This is a genomic window from Haloglycomyces albus DSM 45210, assembly GCF_000527155.1.
GTDB classification, from domain to species: domain Bacteria; phylum Actinomycetota; class Actinomycetes; order Mycobacteriales; family Micromonosporaceae; genus Haloglycomyces; species Haloglycomyces albus.
Window position 1 is genome coordinate 2,517,997 of record NZ_AZUQ01000001.1, and the last position, 19,998, is coordinate 2,537,994.

At 58.5% G+C, this 19,998-nt stretch carries 17 protein-coding genes; 12 read left to right on the forward strand and 5 right to left on the reverse strand.

Annotation, left to right across the window (positions count from 1 at the left end; all coding sequences use genetic code 11):
- Window positions 1–106: 106 nt before the first annotated feature.
- Complete coding sequence (locus HALAL_RS18205) at window positions 107–601, reverse strand: NUDIX domain-containing protein (RefSeq protein ID WP_025274181.1); 495 nt, start codon at window positions 599–601, stop codon at window positions 107–109.
- Between the two features lie 9 nt (window positions 602–610).
- On the reverse strand, window positions 611–1,837 hold the full coding sequence (locus HALAL_RS17720; RefSeq protein ID WP_025274182.1) for a helix-turn-helix transcriptional regulator: 1,227 nt from the start codon (window positions 1,835–1,837) through the stop codon (window positions 611–613).
- Between the two features lie 342 nt (window positions 1,838–2,179).
- On the opposite strand from HALAL_RS17720, the gene HALAL_RS18655 reads away from it, so the two are divergent.
- The 3 genes from HALAL_RS18655 (at window position 2,180) to HALAL_RS18660 (ending at window position 4,025) form a co-directional block, all read left to right on the forward strand.
- A complete protein-coding gene (locus tag HALAL_RS18655) occupies window positions 2,180–2,617 on the forward strand; it encodes a hypothetical protein (RefSeq protein WP_156937728.1) in 438 nt (145 codons plus the stop codon).
- A gap of 268 nt (window positions 2,618–2,885) precedes the next feature.
- Window positions 2,886–3,059, forward strand: coding sequence for a hypothetical protein (locus HALAL_RS0111705; RefSeq protein WP_156937729.1), 174 nt, complete (start codon window positions 2,886–2,888; stop codon window positions 3,057–3,059).
- Between the two features lie 597 nt (window positions 3,060–3,656).
- Window positions 3,657–4,025, forward strand: a complete 369-nt coding sequence (locus tag HALAL_RS18660; RefSeq protein WP_156937730.1) for a hypothetical protein — start codon at window positions 3,657–3,659, stop codon at window positions 4,023–4,025.
- A gap of 859 nt (window positions 4,026–4,884) precedes the next feature.
- Here HALAL_RS18660 and HALAL_RS19225 read toward each other — a convergent pair.
- The gene (locus HALAL_RS19225) at window positions 4,885–5,979 is read right to left on the reverse strand and encodes a M23 family metallopeptidase (RefSeq protein ID WP_025274186.1); all 1,095 of its coding nucleotides are present in this window, start codon (window positions 5,977–5,979) and stop codon (window positions 4,885–4,887) included.
- A gap of 345 nt (window positions 5,980–6,324) precedes the next feature.
- On the opposite strand from HALAL_RS19225, the gene HALAL_RS0111720 reads away from it, so the two are divergent.
- The 9 genes from HALAL_RS0111720 to HALAL_RS0111760 all read left to right on the forward strand — a co-directional run bounded on the left by HALAL_RS0111720 (window position 6,325) and on the right by HALAL_RS0111760 (window position 16,427).
- Window positions 6,325–6,642 (forward strand): hypothetical protein, encoded by a 318-nt coding sequence (locus HALAL_RS0111720; RefSeq protein ID WP_025274187.1) that lies wholly within the window; start codon window positions 6,325–6,327, stop codon window positions 6,640–6,642.
- A gap of 13 nt (window positions 6,643–6,655) precedes the next feature.
- On the forward strand, window positions 6,656–7,438 hold the full coding sequence (locus tag HALAL_RS0111725) for a DUF8175 domain-containg protein (protein WP_025274188.1): 783 nt from the start codon (window positions 6,656–6,658) through the stop codon (window positions 7,436–7,438).
- A gap of 148 nt (window positions 7,439–7,586) precedes the next feature.
- Complete coding sequence (locus HALAL_RS17725; protein WP_025274189.1) at window positions 7,587–8,987, forward strand: TrbL/VirB6 family protein; 1,401 nt, start codon at window positions 7,587–7,589, stop codon at window positions 8,985–8,987.
- Window positions 8,987–10,981, forward strand: coding sequence for an SCO6880 family protein (locus HALAL_RS18665; protein ID WP_025274190.1), 1,995 nt, complete (start codon window positions 8,987–8,989; stop codon window positions 10,979–10,981). The genes HALAL_RS17725 and HALAL_RS18665 overlap by 1 nt, the downstream gene beginning before the upstream one ends.
- A gap of 24 nt (window positions 10,982–11,005) precedes the next feature.
- Complete coding sequence (locus HALAL_RS0111740; RefSeq protein ID WP_211240462.1) at window positions 11,006–12,541, forward strand: type VI secretion protein; 1,536 nt, start codon at window positions 11,006–11,008, stop codon at window positions 12,539–12,541.
- A 76-nt stretch (window positions 12,542–12,617) separates the two neighbouring features.
- Window positions 12,618–14,453, forward strand: coding sequence for a type IV secretory system conjugative DNA transfer family protein (locus HALAL_RS0111745; RefSeq protein ID WP_025274192.1), 1,836 nt, complete (start codon window positions 12,618–12,620; stop codon window positions 14,451–14,453).
- Window positions 14,447–15,250 carry a hypothetical protein gene (locus HALAL_RS0111750; RefSeq protein ID WP_025274193.1) on the forward strand — a complete coding sequence of 268 codons (804 nt, stop codon included), beginning with the start codon at window positions 14,447–14,449 and terminating at the stop codon, window positions 15,248–15,250. The genes HALAL_RS0111745 and HALAL_RS0111750 overlap by 7 nt, the downstream gene beginning before the upstream one ends.
- Entirely contained in the window at window positions 15,247–16,161 is a 915-nt protein-coding gene (locus tag HALAL_RS0111755; protein ID WP_025274194.1) for a DnaB-like helicase N-terminal domain-containing protein, read from the forward strand. The genes HALAL_RS0111750 and HALAL_RS0111755 overlap by 4 nt, the downstream gene beginning before the upstream one ends.
- Window positions 16,158–16,427, forward strand: coding sequence for a hypothetical protein (locus HALAL_RS0111760; protein ID WP_025274195.1), 270 nt, complete (start codon window positions 16,158–16,160; stop codon window positions 16,425–16,427). The genes HALAL_RS0111755 and HALAL_RS0111760 overlap by 4 nt, the downstream gene beginning before the upstream one ends.
- 93 nt (window positions 16,428–16,520) lie before the next feature.
- Here HALAL_RS0111760 and HALAL_RS0111765 read toward each other — a convergent pair whose 3' ends face one another.
- Window positions 16,521–17,531 (reverse strand): DUF932 domain-containing protein, encoded by a 1,011-nt coding sequence (locus HALAL_RS0111765; protein WP_035534515.1) that lies wholly within the window; start codon window positions 17,529–17,531, stop codon window positions 16,521–16,523.
- A 428-nt stretch (window positions 17,532–17,959) separates the two neighbouring features.
- Entirely contained in the window at window positions 17,960–19,417 is a 1,458-nt protein-coding gene (locus HALAL_RS19100) for a tyrosine-type recombinase/integrase (RefSeq protein ID WP_025274197.1), read from the reverse strand.
- Window positions 19,418–19,998: the final 581 nt, after the last annotated feature.

Consider the following 19,998-nt stretch of genomic DNA (forward strand, 5'->3'; position numbering starts at 1 on the left):
CATCGGGGGAGAACCGTCCTTGGGACATGGACATCATCTAACCTTGACTTTCGCAGCGAATATATTGAACTCGTGAACATCGGGTTGATTTCCTATGTGGACTGTATTACGTTAAAAACTTCCGATAGGGAGACAGATGCGCGGGGACAGGGTTGCCGTGTTCGAGATACATGGTGGTGGTGGTTTGCGCTGCGACTGTTAGGCGCCGTTGTAGTCGTGTGGGAAGGCGGTGTGTGATGTCGGTGAGGGGGACGAATTCAGCGGCGGCCAATTCGGATCGTTGGAGGTGGATGGCCTGGAACTCATCATCGGTGAGCTGTCCGCCGTCAAAGACAAACAATATCTTATCGCCTTCGGCATCGGAAGGTGCCCAGTCGCATGCCAAGAGGCTCCCGGGGGTGATGTCGAGGCCGAGCTCCTCGGTGATTTCTCGGCGGCAAGCCTGTGTTGGTGTTTCATTGGGTTCGATGTAGCCACCAGGGATATCCCACAGGTTTTTGTACGTGGGCTTGACCAGTAGGATATCGCTGTGTCTATTGCGAATGAGAGCGCCTGCAGCGGCACGTGGGCGGGACATTGATGGTGCGTGGTCGGCTGGCATAGGGTCACCTTACTGCTCTATATGATGGTTGTTAGGTGCGAGTGTTGCTACTAGACGGCGCACCTCCGGGTGGTCGGGCCAGTCGTTCTTCCATTGGTGGAGGAGGCGTTGGCATTCACGATGGTTGGCGACAAACTGGGGAGCTTGACGCGCTAGGGTCGTCATGGTGGTGATTGCTTCTTCACGATTGTCGGTCATCGCGTGTGATCGAATCTGGTCGAAGCGAAATCGGATGCGCCGCTCAGCAGGCATTCGGTCAACTATGATCCGGTCGCCCTGCCGGATGGCCATCCGTGGATTACCGTTCTCCAATTGCACCACGCATTGATGGATAGCAACATTCGTTGGACTGAACGCACTCCAGAGGTAATTGGCATCATCTGGCATATGATCGCTGATAGCACAAGCCTCATTCAAATGGCGGAGCGCCGATGGCCGGTCACGATCACGTGCCGCTGCTGTCGCCGCCACCAAATGCAACGACCCCACCGCCGACAGGCGACGAGGCGACGCAGTGTGTCCACGCCAACCGAAATGTATCAACGCATCATCAATCGCACCACGAGCCACATCGGTGCGACCACCCGCAAAATGAGCATAGGCGCGCGACCGAACGATTGAAACACCAAGATCGTCGTCCTCAGCCTCCTGCGCCAACCGTTCCCCCTCATCAAGCGCAGTAAGAGCATAATCAAAACGACCCAGCTTGGTAAACACCGTCCCCGCCAACCAATACGCAGACGACAAATATCCACTAACCGTACGACAGTCCGCCTTAACACGCCACCGCTGCAACGCAGCAATAGCACTAGGCAACTGATCCAACACCGTCGAATAATTCATCTCCTGATATTGCCGCCACAAACGATCAATCACACTACTAATGCTTGATTGATCAGGAAGAATAATAGCGCTTGCAAGGAGACTCATGCCGTTGAGGAACGACCGTCGGTTCATATCGTGGCTCTCTTGTTGTTGGTGAGTGAAAGGCGAGGGGGTGGTGTCAACGGCAGAGGTCTCACGACTGCTTGTGAAAATACCGGCCACGATTGACTGGTCAACGTTCAACGCTTGGGCGAGCCTGCGTTGGTTGGCCACGTGCGGTGTTACGTCACCTGCCTCCCACCGTTGGTAGGTCGAGGTATTGACTGGCACCAGGCTGGCTAGTGCTTCCTGTGACAAGCCGTGCGCGGTGCGTAGATCAATGAGGGGTTGGCGAATGCGTCGTTGAGTCATGATCCGTTCCTGGCAATGAGACGAGATGGAGGCTGTGCAAAGTACATCATCGTCCTTCAGCGTTGACAAGACAATCACCTATGATGGCGCCCTCTTAGGTGCTACGCCACCGCATTTACACCGCATTTCACCCCAGACTTGTCCGGGACCTGACGGTCATGAACCACTGGCGAGGATGCGGTGTAAATGCGGTGGTGCTGTTGAAGCTGAAGAGATTGACTGGACTCATTCCACAAGCGCACCGGTCGATGGCGCTTAAACCAAACCCAATAGCGGCACAGAGCGTGTTTTCGCAATACAGATCGGGTGGGCCACAGAAATGTTAATTGATTGGAGGTCTCTATGAGGGAGTATCAGACACAGGTGATCGCCGGGGCAGGCAGACTCAACCTTCATCCGCCGTCTGAACAGTTGCGTCAGTTGACGATGCTCGTTCGATTGCACGCCGGGCTACCGCCGCTCTGGTGGCAGCGCTACCGGCGATGCAAGGGATGCGGAGCACCGTGGAAAAGCTCTCTGGGGTGCCCTCTTCTCGCCGAAGAAAAAATAACGTTCTGGAGGACAGCTACCGCGGTGGAGGCGATGTCCGCGTGCCGACGCGAACTGTTGGAGCCCAATGATGTGACGGTACTGCAACAAAAACAGTTTCGTGACGACCTTCTTGACACCGCAGCGACCGCCAACGTCGATCACCTGCCTGAGACCAGCACCCAATCCGTCGAGCTTGGCGACGACGATACCCGTCCTCTACCGGTGGTGAATCATGCGACTTTGGCCTAAACGCAGAGTTTCAACGCGCCCAACGAATCCTGACTATTCACCGCATCTACTCCTTACACGGCGACAGAACACCGTCAGAGGTTATCGGATTGGGTGGGGCGATTTGGATTTTTGGCGACCCGCGCACGTGCTGGAACTGATCCGACTAGAGCCTGGGTTTGGATACATCCAAGCACAAGCACCAGGAGGTGGACAAACGCTTCCACTCGCATGGGTGACTTGGAATGACGCGGTCGAAAGTATCACAGTGCGACCCGACAATCCACCATTGGTTATCGACTTTGACCTGTCGTGGATGACTCACACCGATGTTGGCATCGACAGGGTCGGGCACGACGGTCAACGGGTGGTGGGTCTGGTTGAGCAGATCGTTACCGCCTGGCTTAGCTCCACTGCCAATGACAGTCGGGTTCACCTGGATGTCTCCCCACTGTCTGCATGACAGAAGAGTGTCACTGTGGTCGTGTTCAACGGCAATGGGAAGGTAAAGCATTGAGGAGCGATCCATCTGACCAATGCCGAGATAGCAGCGAAATCGGTCAGTTGTTGCTGTTCGGCAACCGCTACACTATCCACTCCACTGTTCAACACACAGGTAGAAATCACGGTCAATCTGTCGTTCAACTAAATTTGATGAGAGAAAACGGATCATATGCGGGATCTGTCCAAATAACCTGTATCGGTCCCCCATCTTGCAGATTGATAACGACCTAGAAGCGCCAGAAGAGGGCTGGAGCGATCAAATGCGTCTCCACGCTGCTCGATCAGTCATGCGACTATGGGCGATCCAGCAGTTCCGCCGCAGTTCTTCTTTAGCCAAAGGTAGTTGTTGTCTCTGTATCTCGGAATGTGGAACAACGACATAATTCGATAAATCCGCCTCTGGGAAAGATCCCAGATCGCACCGGAACCATCCATGGCAAAGAAACGAGCCATTACACCATCCCCACCGTGCCGTATAGGGCAGAACTGGCCAATACAGCACGTTAATAACACAGGACGGAACATCATGGATTCGCTATCGTCGAATGACCTGGACATGGCCTATTATGCAGCCGCTTTGACACGGCCAGATCGACTTCATACTGAAACGATCGGCGGGCGTGCTGTTGAATACGTCCATCTCTCGCCACGCGCGACTATTATCGCCTGTGAGCAGGGGATGTTGACTGTAGATCTATTGACAGTGCTCAGGTTGGACACCCACCATCCGATTGAACTAGATGGACGCTCCACGTGGTGGATGACGCCTGAACGGCGGGCACGCATCCGCGTTGGCATTAGCGATGCGTGGCGTGAGGTACTGCGTCGTCAGCGCGCCGCTAGAGATTTTCGACATCGCCACCATCCTCACCAACCGCCGCAGCGCGTCGTGCTCGTGGAAAACGACGCGTGGGAGCTGACGTGACCTCCACTCCTATTAACGATGCTGTGGGCCTGATGTTCGGAGTGGCTCTCATACTAGCTGCGATCGCCTGGTTCAGCCCCGAAGCTCGGTGGAAGATCCGTCGATGGCGCACCTGGTTGATCATATGCACGGTGCTCGGGCTGGCGTCCATTGGCGCAGTCGGAGCAGTCATTGGAAACGCTGGCTAGACGCTAGGTTTGCTACCCCCCCTAATTTGAAAGTCCACCCCGGAAGAACTCACCCTATGAACGAATTCCTGAAGTGCATCGCTCCTATTGTTGCTGTGGTGCGACAGGTCATTGCGCGACTTGTAGAAATAGCTGCCGCACATCCTATGGCGACGGCGATCGTAGTGGCTGGTGCAGCATTGTTTTGGTTGATTCACTGCACGGTCTATCCCAGTCGTAACTGCTTGCACTGTCATGGAACAGGGCGTTTTCAACGCAAATGGTTTTGGTTCGTCACGTGCATGTCGATCGCGGCGGTGTGAAGGGGGCCGCAAAGTGCGTCTGGGACGCCGCCTTTTGATGCCCCTGTTGCACGATTGGAATCTTGATTAGCGACTTTATTCTGCGCTGGTTAGGCCTGTGGGGGTTCGCCAAGCCAGCGCGTCGGGTCCTTTTTGAGGGGTACGGGCCCGACAGGGGTGGGGCAGTCCTGATCGTGCTCCACCCCCGCTATATTCCTAGAGTGCGATGACGTGACCGTATTGGCTCGACCGGCCAGGTTTGCGTAAATCGCGATGCGCTATTGACCCACCAGTCCGGTATTGTCGCCAGACAGAAATAACCGCCTCTGACGAGCCCTCCGCCCACGGGCAACTGAGCGTGGCGGAACGGGAGACATATCAAACTGATGATTATAGCGTTACCCCATACGCTTCGAGGGCATGCCGTGGCGCCACGGCGTTCCCAGGCGTTGCTGGATCGTCGGTGTGGAGTTCAAAATGGAGATGGGGTCCTGATGAGTTGCCGGAGCTACCAACTTCTCCGATTTGTTGTCCGACTTGGACCGTTTGGCCAACCTCGACTTGCGGTTCTTTCCACATGTGACAGTAGCGAGTCACGTATCCGTTGGGGTGGAGAATCTCGGCATACCATCCGCATCCGGCCACGCTGGGGGAGCCGTCGGTATTGCAGCTATAGGGTTGTCCGTTGAGAGAGGCGTTACAGACGACAGTGATGACCTTTCCGCTTGAAGCGGCCACGATCGGGGTTCCGTGGCGGGCCATGATATCGATTCCGTCGTGATTGGGGCGGTCGGAAGTACGGAAGCCACTGCCGACATCGCCGTCGGGGAGAGGGTTGGTCCACCCAGCTTCGGAGACAGAGATGTCAGTGGTCGATTCACAGTCAGTATGTTGCGACAGTTTCAATACCAACGTTTCAGCTTTTGATTCGTGTTTCTTGTATGCACGGGGGTAGGCCGATTTTTGAACTTTCTGCGCGGCAACATAGGGAGACATGGTCTTCCAGTCATTAAGTTCCATGAGTGCGTCATAGAAAAGGTTCGCTGATGCGTAGGGGTCCATGAGGTCCTCGATCGGGCCCCAGTCCATTGAGACACGTTGTTGAAAGACGCCAACAGAATCGTGATCGGTACCAACATCATCGTGGTCGAGTTCGAGTGACTCTGGGACGTTTTCGTTGGCATAGTTTTTAAACTGCGACTCTTGGAATGCCGTTACAAACGCGACAACGATACCTTCGCGTGGAATGCCGCGCTCTGCACCAGCACGATAGACATCGCGGGCGTTGTAGCGTTGCGCCCGTTGCAGCAGGCCCGCATCGCTCATGTATTGATTGGTCAACCCCGCCGACACATCGCACTCATATAGCTGCTGGCTCAACGTATTCCAATGAGGAATAACTTCCTCCGTTGATGACACAAACATGGCAATTCCCACGACCAACGTCAGAAATACACCGATACAGCCCGCCAGTACTTTTGTCATGCCGAGAAATCTCCGGGGATAGGGGACAATCAACGTCAGAAACAATACCCAGTCAATTTCCAATCGACCACACGACATAAAAGATGAAGTTACGTGGAATGACGGTTTTATGCGCCTTCACGGATTATTCTGGTGGTTTACGGGCTATGACCGTCTGTAGGATACTGCTAGAACATTATCCTGTGATCACTAATAATATCTGGTATATAAATTGCAACCGTGTGATATTACGGGTTAGTAACAAAAGTGGACGTGCGGAAGATGCTCGTTTATTGTTAATCGGGCACGCAATTGTCGAGCAATTGTTAGTGCGCCACGAGTCCCCGGTGTGGAAAGTAGAGTCTCATGTTGTTTCAAACTCTGTCCTCTGTAGTGGACAGTGTAGGAATTGCCGCTGATATTGTCCCGAATCCTGCTCCTGAGGACCCTACTGGAGGGTCGGACGCGATTGACACGATGTTTGCTTTCGTTAAATGGGGCGTGATCATTATTTGCGGGATTGTCGCCCTCGCGGCGGGCGGGTTTATTGCCTGGGGCTCGACCAGTAACAGGCCCGATGCAGCTGAAAAAGGCAAAAAAGTGCTGATCGGCGGTGTGCTCGGAGTGCTGGCAGCAGCGGTAGCGGTACCGATGATCAACGCCGTTTTCAACTCGACCACCTAACAGGACCAGAGTCGTGAAGAAACCGGCAATACTATCCAAAACCACCGCAATCGTTCTAGCGATCCTCCTGAGCCTGGTGGTCACCATCGGTGCCGTATGGGCCTACATCGCCAACGGGCCAGCCGATGAAGCGACCTCAGCAACCGACGAGAACACAGACAACGCGACCGATCACGATAGCGCCAGTCCGGATCATGCCGACCGTCGCGACGACGGCGTGGTCGACGACGTCGAAACCGACGATTCCACCATCGCACTTGACCTAGGCGACCTGGTCGAGGTAGAGGGATTCTATTTCTCCGAAGGGTTCGACAAAACACAGACAGGTGCGGTGAACGCTGCTATCCACCGGGTCCAAGATCTATACGGGGGCCTAGACCCTGAAGTGGTCCGTATAGCGGCAGAACGCTATACCACGCCTGATTCCCCGTTTGGTGTGGACGATCTGGTGAAACGGATGCACACCGACCGCGCCGATATCGGTCTCGAACCAGGTGACTCTAGTGCTGGTTATGCGTTTGCCATGAATGCTCGGATGTATCAGATACAGTCAGTATCTGATGACGAGGTTGATGTCCTTTTGCTGGTGAACATGAGCTTGTCGGATGCGGCCGGGTTCCGTCAAAGCCCGGTCAACGTTATGCACATGCCCATGGTGTGGACCGATGAGGGTTGGAAGGTTCGTGCTGTTTGGGATCAAGACGACTATGCCGATTTGATTAAACAACCCGACACGTTCGAAGCCTGGCAGGCCGGTTGGCGTCCCATCGAGTCCTACTCCTATGGCCGCGACTAACCATGTGGCGCATGATCGCGCACATTTCGTCTTATCCGTTATCCGCATAGGTTCCCTGCAATCACGAGGTGAACGGTTTAGCGACTGATCACGCTCATATCCAATCAACCTGTTCGTACGACGACCTTGATCCCCTGGGGAGGTGGCGATGTATTCCAATCTGGCACAAGATGATGACGACCCGGGTTTTTTCTCCGGCATCGTTGTCGACGCCTGGGAAGCGATCTGCCGGTCGTTCGCGGAGACGGCACTGTCAATGCTGGAAGCCTTCGCCGATGGGTTTCTGGCCATGCCGTCAATCGACGTCAGTTCCGATGGCATCACCAGCGTCTACGGGCTGTCTATGGGCCTGGGGATTGTTATCGTCGGTTTTTTGTTTTTTCTGCAAATCGGCCGTTCGGTGTTTCGCTCCGACGGACGCCCACTGGGAGAGGCCTTCGTTGGCCTCGGCCAGACAGTAATGGCGTTTCTATTGACTTTGACGCTCGCGTCAACGGCACTGGCCGCCTCCGACGATCTGACCACATGGATCATCGACACCTCCTTTGGAAACACCGACGGACTCAAAGGCCGCCTCGCCGTCCTCTTCGAACTCAATCCCGGAATGGCGGCCACACTACTGTTGATCGTCGGTTTGATCGGCATCCTGGTGACCCTTCTACTATGGTTTGAACTCCTCCTGCGCAACGCCGCGTTGGCGGTGTTGATCGCGACGTCACCGATCGCTGCGGCCGGCCAGGTGGGATCGTCGACCCGCTCATGGTGGACCACACTCGTCGGCGTCACCATCCAGCTGATCATGCTGAAACCCATCATCGCGCTGGTGTTTTCCGTCGGACTCATGCTGACGGCCGACGAAAGCAGCGACATCTCCACCGTCCTCAGCGGCCTGCTGGTGTTGATCCTCGCAGCATTGGCATGGCCGGCAGTGGCGCGGTTTTTCACTTTCGCTCAGACACATGTCGGATCGTCAATGGGCATGGCCGGATTCGCTGGTGCCGCCGGTGGCGCTCTGGGAACCAAAGCCGGGATGCAGGCAGGGACCGCCGGGACGACCCCGGACCGGTTCGGCGACATGGCCGCCGCCCGCAACGCCGGAACCATCGCCCGCAGCCAATCGGCCGCCAGCGGTGTCGGCGGAGGGGCCGCAAAAGGCGCTGGCCTGAAAGCCGCAGCCGCCACCCCAGTGGGAGCGGCAGCCATCGCGCTACAGGGAGTCCAGAAAGCCGGTAACACGCTGGTGCAACGTACCGAACAAATGGCTGCCCACGGTGGCATGGACGGAGCCAACCCCTACGCCCTCCCCGGCGGGCCCAGCCGTGGCAGTGCACCGTATCCGACCCAGGCACGCAACGACCTCACCGCCACAGGCCCACACCCCGCCGCTCCACGCGGTGACGGCAACGACACTTCACAGGCCAAAGAGTCCACCACACCGGCAGCACCACCGTCTTCCAACACGCCACCACCGCCGCCGCAAGAAGCGCCGCGCGACCACCAGCCTCCGCGTAGTTCACCACGACCCGACCCGGAGAAAGGCTACTACTGATGACTGATGCAACACGTCCGACTGTGCGTACCTATCAGGGCTGGCAGTCCGAAAAAGTCGCGTTTCTCTGGGGCATGACCGGCAAGCGCGCCGCCATCGTCGCGACTGCCGTGGGCGCTGGTGTCGCACCGTTGTTGTTGGCCACCTGGTCGCTGGCGTTGATTCTATGGCCTGTTGCGTTGCTGCTGGTGGCGGTCGCGTTTGTCCGTATCGTCGGTCGCACGACCGACGAATGGGTCGTGGCCGGACTCAGCCACGCCTACAGCACGGTCATGAAATACAACCGGTTCGCCTCCGGAGCGTTTAACCCGACCAACCAACACGTCCTACGTCTGACCGTCCCCGAGCCCGAACCAAGCGAGACTACCGGCACAACACCAGACCAGCACGCGACCAACCGTTCGGGACGTTGGGAGACCCGCGGGGCCGCGCACGACTCCACCAACTCTACGGCCACCCACGATCCCACCACGGTCCACTCCACCACCAACAGTCGTGGTGAGCCCGCGCGACAGGAAGCGGCCGGACGCAATCCCGACGCGTCTCCTGGCCACACCAAGACCGACCACGACGGCGACGGTTCCGACCACAACAGCGACAGCGGGTCTCCATGTGACAGTGGCTCCGGGGACGACGATGAGTCTCAAAGAGAGAAAGAACCCCAGGGCGACAGTGAGGCCCAAAGCGACAATGAAGACGACACCACTGCCGGTGGCGAGAGAACCGGTGAGGATCTAGCTGACGTGGACGAAGAAATCGTGGAGTCGATGGTCCGGACCGGTGATGCTCCTGAGGTCAGTGAGGTGGACAAAACCCGGTCGCTGGATCTGCCGGGTGTGTTGGCTCCGTTGGAAATCCTGCAGCACGACCTACCGGGCCAGCAGCGGTTCGGTGTGGCCTACCACCGGATTGATCGCACCTACACCGCAATCGCCCACGTACAGTTCGCCGGGATCGGCCTGATCGACTCCGACCGGCAGGAACAGCGCATCTCCGGATGGGGTTCTCTCCTGTCCGGTCTGTGTTCGGACGGCAGCCCCATCACTCGAATCCAGGCACTCCAACGGTTGGTGCCCGAATCGGGTGCCGCCCTGAGGCAATGGCACCACCAGCACTCCAGTCCCGATACGCCTGCGATTGTCACCGACACCGTGGAAGGCCTGTTGGATCGCGCCACGATCGCCACAGCACAACGCGAAAACTATGTCGCCATCACGTTGGATGCGCGCAAAGCGCGGTCGGCGATCAAGTCCGCCGGAGGCGGCCACGACGGTGCCCTGACGGTGTTGTCGCGCTATCAACGCGCAATCTATTCCGCTCTCGCCGGAGCCGACCTCCAAGTGAATGGATGGTTGACCGCACGCGGTATCGGAGAGGTCATCAAGTCCGTCTTCGACCCCCACGCGGCCAACAGTCTGGCCGAACGCCGCCACTCCCACCACAGTGAACCGGGAGTCGACCCGGCTAGTGCCGGGCCATCGGGGTGTGAGACCCGACCGTCCTATTACGCCCACGAGGGTGCCTACACGGCGACATTCTGGGTCGATTCATGGCCTCGGTCGCAAACATATGCTACCGTTCTCGGCCCCCTGCTGGGCGAGGGAGAGTTTCGCCGGAATTTGTCGCTGCACTTCGAGCCTCTCCCACCCCGGGTGGCCGAAAAAGAAGTCATGCGGGAACGCACCAGCCGCGAGACGGCCATTCGGATCCGGGAGCGCACCAAACAGGTAGTGCCCGAACATGAAAAAGCGGCCCTGCAGCGGGCGATCGAGCAAGACACCGAGCGGGCCGCCGGGCACGGGCTGGTGCGCTTCAGCGCGTACGTGTCGGTGACAGTCACTGACATTGACGACCTCGAACGCGCCTGCGCGGAACTGGAAGCCGACGCGGCGGCCTCCCGGATTGAGTTGAAACGCATGTATCTGGCCCAGGACATTGGTTTCGCCGCCGCATGTCTCCCGTTTGGTTTTGGACTGCCAACCAAACGCTGGTAGCGAACAAGGGAAGCGAGACAACACGTGGCACGCACCAAACGAAAAGCGATGCGTCAGCGCTCCGATGCGGCGACACACGCTCCCATCGGCGACCTCGGGCTCGATAAATGGACCCGACCAGAGACCGACAACCGCTCCAACAAGAACCGTGACACCCATGCGGCACGGTCGCGGCGGTCGCGAGTGGTCGATCCGGCTCCACCACGGCGGGGCCGGGCGCGGCCATGGAGCGGGCGTGCCTCACCGATGCCGACCATTCCCGTCCACCGTGGCTCCACCGCACAGGTCGCGGGACTGTATCCGTGGCTGTACGGCCAGACACTCCCGGCCGTGGGCCCCTACATCGGCGTCGACTGTCAATCGGGTGGGTCGTTTTCCTGCCACCCCATCGAATGGGTCGTGCAGGGCTACACCACCAACCCCAACTTTCTGGTGACCGGTATCCCCGGGGCGGGTAAGTCGGCGACGGTGAAGTCTCTGGCGTTTCGCCTCATGGCCTACGGGATCAAAACATTCATTCTGGGGGATTTGAAAAACGAGTACGCTCCCGTAGCGCGGGCGGTGGGAGTGGAACCGGTCGCCATCGGCCCCGGCCTGTCGGCCCGGCTCAACCCACTCGACGCCGGACCGTTGGGGCGTCGCCTCCCTGCCGACAAAGCAGCCCTGGACGAACGGTTGCGTGAAATCCACCGGAGGCGCATCAGCCTGTTGTCGGCGTTGATGGAAATGCGCCTGGGTCGGCGTTTGACCACGACCGAAGAGCGCGCCACGTCGTTGGCGATTAAAGAAACCTCCGGTGAGGCCGACGGCAACACCACCCTGGTGGATCCAACGATCCCACAAGTGTGGGCACTGCTGCGTGATCCCACCGACGATATGGTCACCGAACTGCGTTACGCCTCCGTCAGCGCGCTGCGTGAGGCCATCCGGCCCGCCGCCGACGGGTTGGGCAACATGATCCAAGGATCCCTGGCGGGCCTGTTTGATGATCACACGACGGTGGCACCGGATTTCGACGCTCCGATGCAGACGGTGGATTTGTCGCGGCTGAAAAACTTGGGCGACGATATCGTGGCCATGACACTAGCCTGCGTGTCGACGTGGGGTGAGTCGGCCATCGACGACCCGAACGGCCCCGTACGGTTGGTGGTGCGCGACGAGCTGTGGCGAGCGATGCGCATCCCGGCAATGGTGTCGAAACTCGACTCCGACCTACGCCTGTCGCGGGCACAGGGAACCATCCAAATGCTGTGCACTCATCGCCTGTCGGATTTTGATGCCGTCGGGCCGGCTGATTCGGAAGAAGTCGCCATCGCGCGCGGACTGGCCAGCTCGTGTGACATTCGCGTCTGCCTCGCTCAAGACTCCAAACCTCTCGGGGCCACTCAAGAGGCGTTCGGGCTCACCGACATCGAAGTCGCCCAAGTACTCGGGTTTTCCTCGGAGTTTCGTGGGCGTGCTCTGTGGAAGGTGGGTGGACGGTATTCACATATCGTCCAAACCATCCTGTCGGGCACCGAGTCACGCCTGTTCGACACCAACGAACGGATGGTGTCATGACCGGCCCACATCACCGTCCAGCCAGTCCCCACCACCACACTAAAACGGTCGCCAGTCACGTCAGGAGTGAGTCGTTATGGCATCGCAACGGTCAGCTGTAGGACTGTCGCAGTCGGACATGGTATTGGCGGTGGTGATCTTTAGCGTCTCCGGTTTGATCGGTTGGATGTGGTTGACCGGCCAGACGGCAGCAGTACTAGCCACCGGGACAGGTCTCCCACTGGGCCTCACCGAGTCGGTATCGGCCCTGTTCGCCCTCCCTAAACACCTCGCAGACCCGCAGAACGCCTGGCCTCAGCATTACCACAATCAACTGCCCGGCCCGGTGGGAATGTGGCTGGCCCACACCATCGCCCTCGCCATGTCGATAGCTGTCGCGGTGGGAGTGTGGAAAGCCTGGCAGTGGGCGTTCGCCGATACCACTGGTAGCAGGGGCGGAATGGCCACCCGCGTGGAGTTGAAACGTGCCCTGTCTGCCAAAGCCGCCCTGGCGAAAGCAGCACGCCTGCGCCCCAGCCTCGAGTCCAAACCCACGGCCGCTCACGTGTCCGTCGATCTCGGAAAAGCCATCGGTACCGGGCAGAAAGTACGCGCCGATATCGAAAACTCCGTGCTGATGGCGGCGGCACCTCGCCAGGGTAAAACCAGTCAAGTCGTGATTCCCTGGTTGACCGACTGGAAAGGACCCGCACTAGCCACCTCGGTGCGCTCCGATATTGTCCTGGCCACCCATGAAATACACCGCCAACAGGGACGGCCCGTGGCGGTGATGGACATCGGCCCGACCGCATGGCCATATCCGTTGACATGGAGCCCGGTTGCCGGGTGTAGCGACTATGACAAAGCCCGACGACGAGCCGGAGTCATGGTGACTGTCGGTCGCGGTGGGGGCGATTCCACCAACGCGGGGTTTTTCCACGCCAACGCCGTCAATCTCCTTGCGGCGTGGTTGCACGCGGCGGCACTCGACAGCCGCGACATGTCTGATGTGGTCGATTGGGCGTTGAACCCCACCAACCAGATCGCGGTCGATATTTTGGAATCACGCGCCACGACACCGTCGATCGCGGCGAATCTTCTGGGCCTGTATCAAGCCGCCGACGAGACCCGATCGAGCCTGTTCAACACGGTACAAACGGCCATCGCGCCACTGTTGTCCGACCGGGCACGCGAGGTGTTTTGCCCACCCAGCAGTCAAGCGATCGACCTCCGCTCGTTCCTTGAATCCGAAGGCACCATGTATCTGCTGGTGCCGGAACAAAAATCACAAGAGCTTGCCCCGTTGATCTCGGCGTTTGTCGACGAAGTGGTGGAGGTAGCAATGGATATGGCTCATCAATCCACCACTGGGCGGCTCGACCCACCCTTGGGGCTGTTTCTCGACGAGGTTGCCAACATTACGCCGTTGGACAACCTCCCGGAATTGATGTCGTATGCGGCGGGGTCAGGCCTGTTTGTCGTCGCGATCTTTCAAGAACTCGCCCAAGCGCGACACCGATGGGGCAGCCATGCCGCTGACATGTTGTGGGGCGCGGCCACGGTCAAGCTCGCTCTCGGCGGACTCTCCGGCGCCGACGCCGAAGCGTTCAGCGACCTGGCGGGACGATGGGACGAGACGATCGTCAACACCCAATACGGCCCACACGGCCCCACCCGTTCGACAACAGAAAAAGAACGCACCACCCTCACCCCCTTTGAAATCCGGAAACTATCGGCCGACCGTCGCGAAGCGTTGGTGGTGCACACCTCCACCGCAGCGGTGACAACCCGCATGAGACGCCACTACGAATCGACACACAAAGACGCTCACGCCCGTTCGGTGGCCGATACGACCGCGCAGATTCAGAAACGACACACCACAACGACGCCCACCGTGACCACTACGACGACCGAGAGGAGCTGGCGATGGTAGAGCCACAGGCCGACAAACCCACCAGCCCACCCGGTGGGGGAGGGGTGCTGTCGATTCAAGGGCGACTGTGGGAATGGCATGCCATGGACGAGACCACCCGTCAGGAATGCTGGGACGATCTCGTCGCATGGGTCGCCTGGCTTGCCGATGTGTATGAACTGGGACGAGAATCCCGGCTCCCGGCGTGTTGGAGCGACCATCCCGGACTTGTGCAGGAGCTGTGGACACTCAAACTCTGGCGCGACGCGCTCTACACCACCGATGTCGACGAGGCCGTTACCACCGGCAGCGAAGCCGGGGCCCTCGCCCAACACGCACGTCAATGGCATAGCGAACTGCGCAACCTCATCAACGCCATGAGCTTCTACGCCCCGCAATGCCGCGCCGGACACACCCCCGCACCCCGATTGAACGACCGCGCCGACGATCTCACCGCCCGATGGACAACAGCCGACCCCACCGGAGACATCGCCGCACCCCGACAAACACACCACGCCCAGCAACGCATCGAACGCCACCGGCGACCCGCCCGTCGGGACGTGATGAGTTTCCACGACATGATGAGCGCCGGGATCGCCAACAAGATCCAACGACTCAACTCCACCATCTCCGACATCGTGTTCTACCTGGGCCACTGGTGGGTACTCGACGACGAGGCCAGCGAATGGCTCAAATGCACCGACCCCCATGTTGTGGCACAGATCAACAAAATCCACCACGCCACCACCGGACCCGACGACACGCACCACACCACCACACCCGGTGAAGCGACCGACGATGAGGAGAACAGTGAATGACGACCATTATCGACGAGGCAGAGGAACGCTACCTCGCCGCCCTGTTGGAACGCACCCTCCCTGACGGCATCGCTGCGCTCACTTCTGAGGAGTTTTCCCAACCCCGCCACGGGGAGTGTTTCGAACTCATCAGCCACTACCGGACACAACACCCCACCTGGGGAGCCGACCAGATGGTCGAGGCGATCGGCGGAGACGAACGCGTCGAGGCCGCCACGCAAGCGTTGATCCACCACCTCGCCGACCGCGGTGGTCTCGACGACGACCACATCGCCATCTACACCGACCTCATCCAAGCCAGTGCTTTCGCCCGCTCGATTCAACACACCACACCGGCGGGCGAGGCCACCGACCACGACCAGAGAGTCGCGACCGCTCTGGCCAACACCGTCGACGACTACCACACCCGCCTGACCGCCCCCTTCGACCACCACCCCGACACGCCAACACCAGAGGAAACCGGAGTTGATTGGCACACGAGGGCCGAAGAACAACTGATCGCCGCGCTGATGCGTGACCCGTCCATCGCGCCACAGGTGACAACATTGGTCGACCCGGCCGACATGACCGACCCCCGCCGCAAAGCCCTCTACGAAGACGTGGCCAGTTGCGGATGGAACAACGAGCCGATCGATGACCTCCGCCTCCATTGGAACCTTGGTGAGGTCGCCAAACACACCAGCCACACCGACACCGAAACCGACAGTGGACTGATCAACCGGCTCTACGCCACCGACGTCGACAGCCCAACGGCCATGGCCGCCGCCCATCGGCTCAACGACACCATCATCGCCGAACAGGCCCCCACCCATCATCACCACCATGAACCCACACCGGGGCCCATCGTGATGCCCACCGATGCGGGCGACCAGCGGCCGGGTGTGCAACCGGGGAAGGGAGGCGACCAATGAGCCCCCAGCCCCGCACCGGAACCAGCGACCCGAAAGCGCTCCCACTCGTATTGGACGCGGCGGGCATGCAACGGGCCATCCTCCATAAAGAGGTTCAACCACTGTCGCCCATGTTGCGCGACATCGTGCGATACAAAGGTCACTGGTGGGTTGCCGACGATCGCGAGTGGGTTCGTGTCACCGCACCGGCGATGATCGACAAACTCGACCAGCAAAAGAAGCGCTCCGCCGCCATCTACGCCAACCTCACCAGTAAGAAGCAATAACGACCCATAAAAACACTGGCCCAGTGGTTGAACACCGGGAGTGCGGAGAATACGCCCATCACGTGTCTGCTCCGACACCCCCGGTAGGAGTCATTAAAGCGATACGAGTGCGGCCTCGTGGGCCAGTCGGGCGGCCCGGTTTTTTTGGGTATTGGTGTCAACCATGGACCGGGTGAAATACGACGTGGCACTGCGATGTGGGCGCACATGGTCGAGATATTCTACCGCCATCTGAAACAGACCGTAGGCGGTATGAGCGATGTTTTCATTAGTCACCTCATAGGCCAACAGCCGCAACTGATTCCGTGAGGCATCAACATTGGCGCGGACACGATCAGACATCATCGTGTCCGACGGGTAGGGCATCAATTGCTCAATAAACCATTCGGTGCGAGCGGCATCGACGTTGAGCCCATACAACTCCTCCGCAATTGCACGATGCGCACGAAACGACGAACGCGCCAGACCGACGGCCTCTTTCGCTTCACCGATACGATTTCGCCAGTTTTTCGTATGCCGAAACGAATACGCTGCCCCGGTCGTGCGTCCTTCCATCTCGGCGGCTTTAACCGTATTGGCGCACACCACCCGGACGCTGGTGGGAATCAAGCGCGCCGCGCTACTGCCATCATGGCGTGAAATCAACAGCATATACGGGGCCGTGAGCGAATCATCGCCACCAACCTGGTAGGGCTCGTCCAAATACGCCAACGCCCACACCATGCGCCCTTCATCGAGGGATCCGGCCGTTTCGAACGTGACGTTGGTTTGATCGAGAACTTCTTGGAAAATAACGCCGAAATCGCGCATTGAAATAATCTCGTAGGAATCCCGTACGATGGCCAACCGACGCCCATTATCGGATCGGGCGATGGCTTTCCAGTCAGGATCAAGAGCCATCGTACCGTTGCCGTCGACAACCGGCCTGGGTTGGGCTGCGTCATTCCACTCCAACAGGGGAAGTGGTCGATCAACGACCTCCCACTCCAAACCTGCGAGGCGGCGCGCTTCCTCCCACGTGTCGGGATGCTCATCGAGCACAGTGCCCAAGCCGTGCCAGGCGGGTTGACGAACGAAAAAACCAGACTCAAACAAATGCGCCATCAACGGCACCACCTTTCAACTTAAGGGGCGTAGGCAGTGTTTCTGCCGATTGCCCGTGCGGTAACGCCCGAGAACCAGGCCACGGCCTGGTAACCTCGGGCGCCGCACCAGCAATCGACAGAAACACTGCGCAACTCGTTGACGAATTCAATGAACAGGTGTCCCGATTTTCGAAGCATCTCAAATCGTTACCTAGGTCGCCTTGTTACAGGAAAGAGCCACTACTCACGTTAGGCTTCAAGCTTGGGTCAAGGCGACCCGCAAAGATACGTGGAGCGGTCCTCATAAGCTGTATCCAGCATTGAAAATCACCACGCTAAATGCGTGAACATGTCTTACGGGAAGGTTCTGCTGCACGTTACAGCCCTGGCACCGTTAGCCGAATTGGTCGGGGCCAGGGCTCAGGGAAGCCACTTCTGACTTGAACCTCAATACTTTTGTTGCGGGAACATTGTGGCGAGCTTAGCTTGAAGCTTGGTCATCTGCTTGAGGATTTCGTCAGGGGTGGTCGGTTCCTGGTTCGAATGCAGGTGGTCTGGTGCAGGTTCTGGGGTGGAGACGGCAGACGAGGAACGGTACCGCACGGATTCCAAAGCGTCGAGCGCGGTTTCGTCGGCGTTATCGAGCGTGCCAAGGTAGCGTTCTGTGGTGGTGATACTGGAATGCCCGAGCCGTTCCTTCACAACCTGGAGGTCGGCACCTCCGTTGAGTAGCCATGAGGCATGGGCGTGGCGGAGCATGTGCATCCGTATGTCGACTTTCAGCTCGGCCTTCTTTAGAGTCGGCTTTATGACGTTGTCCCTGAACCAGCGGTTCGGGATATGCCCGTCGGTGTCCCACGTGCGAGGCTCCCGTGGCTGGTCCTTGCCGTTGGCTCGCCGCTTGGCGCGGTAGTCGGCCATCGCACGGCGGCAGTGGTCGCACCGGCATCTACCAGCTGTGTAGGCGGAGAGGGTCCCGTGTGAATAGGTGCGGCCCTTCTCGTTCGGCTCGGTCTTCCCTTTAGGTGCAGAGAGTTTAGTCTTGGGTTTAGTTGGGATCTCGTGGTACTGGAAGATCAGGTCGTTTTGGCCGATCTCGTGCTCCGTGATGAAGTCGAGTAGTTTGTTGCAGAGCGACATGGCGATTTTGAAACGTCGGCTCTTACCGCTCTTCGGTTTGTCTTTGACGAGGAAACGGTTACCTTCGGGATGAAACCTGGGGCTAACCTGGACCACAGCGCGGGAAACAGTAAGCAGGCGGGGGCCGAAGTTTATGTCTTTCGGACGGATTTCGGTGAGTTCGCCCCAACGGAGGCCCGTTTCAATAGCAGTTTCGACCAGAAGTCGCGACTGGGCATCTGGCAGGTTCGTGTGGAAGAGTTCGAATTGCTCGGGAGTAATAACTGGTATCGGCTGAGGTTCAACCTTTCCCATCGTGACCTTAGAACAGGGATTTCCCACGATCACGTCATCCTTTACGGCGCTGTTCATGATCGTGGAAAGTAGGATCTTGCAGTGCATCCGATAGCTGGGCTTCATACCCTGGTCTTTCAATTCCTTGAGCCACCGTCGCACGTCATTGGCTCGGATATGGAGCATCTTGTTCGAACCGAAGAAGTCCATGAGATAGGCGTAGAGGGTGCAGTGGTAGCCCTCGTATGTCTTGGCCTCTACCTGGAGGTTTGGAAGCCAGTAGTTCTCAGCGTATTCCTGGAAAGTCTGGCGGCCACGGACGAGGTGATCTCCTCGACCCTCGTCGACTTTAGTCTCAGCGGCGTGCCACTTGCGTTCGGCTTCCCTCTTATCCTGGTAGGTGCCAGCCGAGCGCGCCTTGCCATTGGCGTCGTAATACATGGCGGTATAACGAGTACCACTCCTGCGTTTGCGCGGGATGACGTAACCCATGGGTGAACCTCCAGATGGTTAGCAATTGGTTAGTGGACGGGGTGGTACTAACCTTCACGATCTAATATTAGATAACACGCATATATAGGCCGTGAACTGGAACCATATCCGAATTATGGGCCTACTGCCATAGATTTGTCTTGACGACAAATCGGGTTTGGGAGCGGGGGGTCGCAGGTTCAAATCCTGTCTTCCCGACCACAAAACACCTGTTCAGAATCAACCACTTGGCCTTTAGACGATAGCAGTGAATATTCTCGATCGTCGTCGAATACTAGCCATGTTTCCATCGTGCACGCGTTTCGCGTATCTGGTGCCATGTCTCTCTCTGCCACTGCTGAAGGCTCCTTCGTTTCGAACGGAGGCATTCGCGTTGGGCACCGGTGGGTACCAGTCTATGCTGTAGAGAACCGAGACAGTCCCGGCGAAATTGTCGGCAGCGGTGACCAGGAGCGGAATCGACTTACGTAACCGCGCTCGAATCCGTACCTCGCCCATGCATCAATGGCCACCATTTAGGCACCACAAGAACCTCGTCTTTATAAAATCTGTAGCTTTCTCGAAACAGACCAAAGAGCGGA

Bases quoted from the DNA above. Each gene is read 5' to 3' on its own strand.
- HALAL_RS18205 (WP_025274181.1), bottom strand. From the start codon at position 601: ATGCCAGCCGACCACGCACCATCAATGTCCCGCCCACGTGCCGCTGCA.
- HALAL_RS17720 (WP_025274182.1), bottom strand. From the start codon at position 1,837: ATGACTCAACGACGCATTCGCCAACCCCTCATTGATCTACGCACCGCG.
- HALAL_RS18655 (WP_156937728.1), top strand. From the start codon at position 2,180: ATGAGGGAGTATCAGACACAGGTGATCGCCGGGGCAGGCAGACTCAAC.
- HALAL_RS18660 (WP_156937730.1), top strand. From the start codon at position 3,657: ATGGCCTATTATGCAGCCGCTTTGACACGGCCAGATCGACTTCATACT.
- HALAL_RS19225 (WP_025274186.1), bottom strand. From the start codon at position 5,979: ATGACAAAAGTACTGGCGGGCTGTATCGGTGTATTTCTGACGTTGGTC.
- HALAL_RS0111720 (WP_025274187.1), top strand. From the start codon at position 6,325: ATGTTGTTTCAAACTCTGTCCTCTGTAGTGGACAGTGTAGGAATTGCC.
- HALAL_RS17725 (WP_025274189.1), top strand. From the start codon at position 7,587: ATGTATTCCAATCTGGCACAAGATGATGACGACCCGGGTTTTTTCTCC.
- HALAL_RS18665 (WP_025274190.1), top strand. From the start codon at position 8,987: ATGACTGATGCAACACGTCCGACTGTGCGTACCTATCAGGGCTGGCAG.
- HALAL_RS0111745 (WP_025274192.1), top strand. From the start codon at position 12,618: ATGGCATCGCAACGGTCAGCTGTAGGACTGTCGCAGTCGGACATGGTA.
- HALAL_RS0111750 (WP_025274193.1), top strand. From the start codon at position 14,447: ATGGTAGAGCCACAGGCCGACAAACCCACCAGCCCACCCGGTGGGGGA.
- HALAL_RS0111755 (WP_025274194.1), top strand. From the start codon at position 15,247: ATGACGACCATTATCGACGAGGCAGAGGAACGCTACCTCGCCGCCCTG.
- HALAL_RS0111760 (WP_025274195.1), top strand. From the start codon at position 16,158: ATGAGCCCCCAGCCCCGCACCGGAACCAGCGACCCGAAAGCGCTCCCA.
- HALAL_RS0111765 (WP_035534515.1), bottom strand. From the start codon at position 17,531: ATGGCGCATTTGTTTGAGTCTGGTTTTTTCGTTCGTCAACCCGCCTGG.
- HALAL_RS19100 (WP_025274197.1), bottom strand. From the start codon at position 19,417: ATGGGTTACGTCATCCCGCGCAAACGCAGGAGTGGTACTCGTTATACC.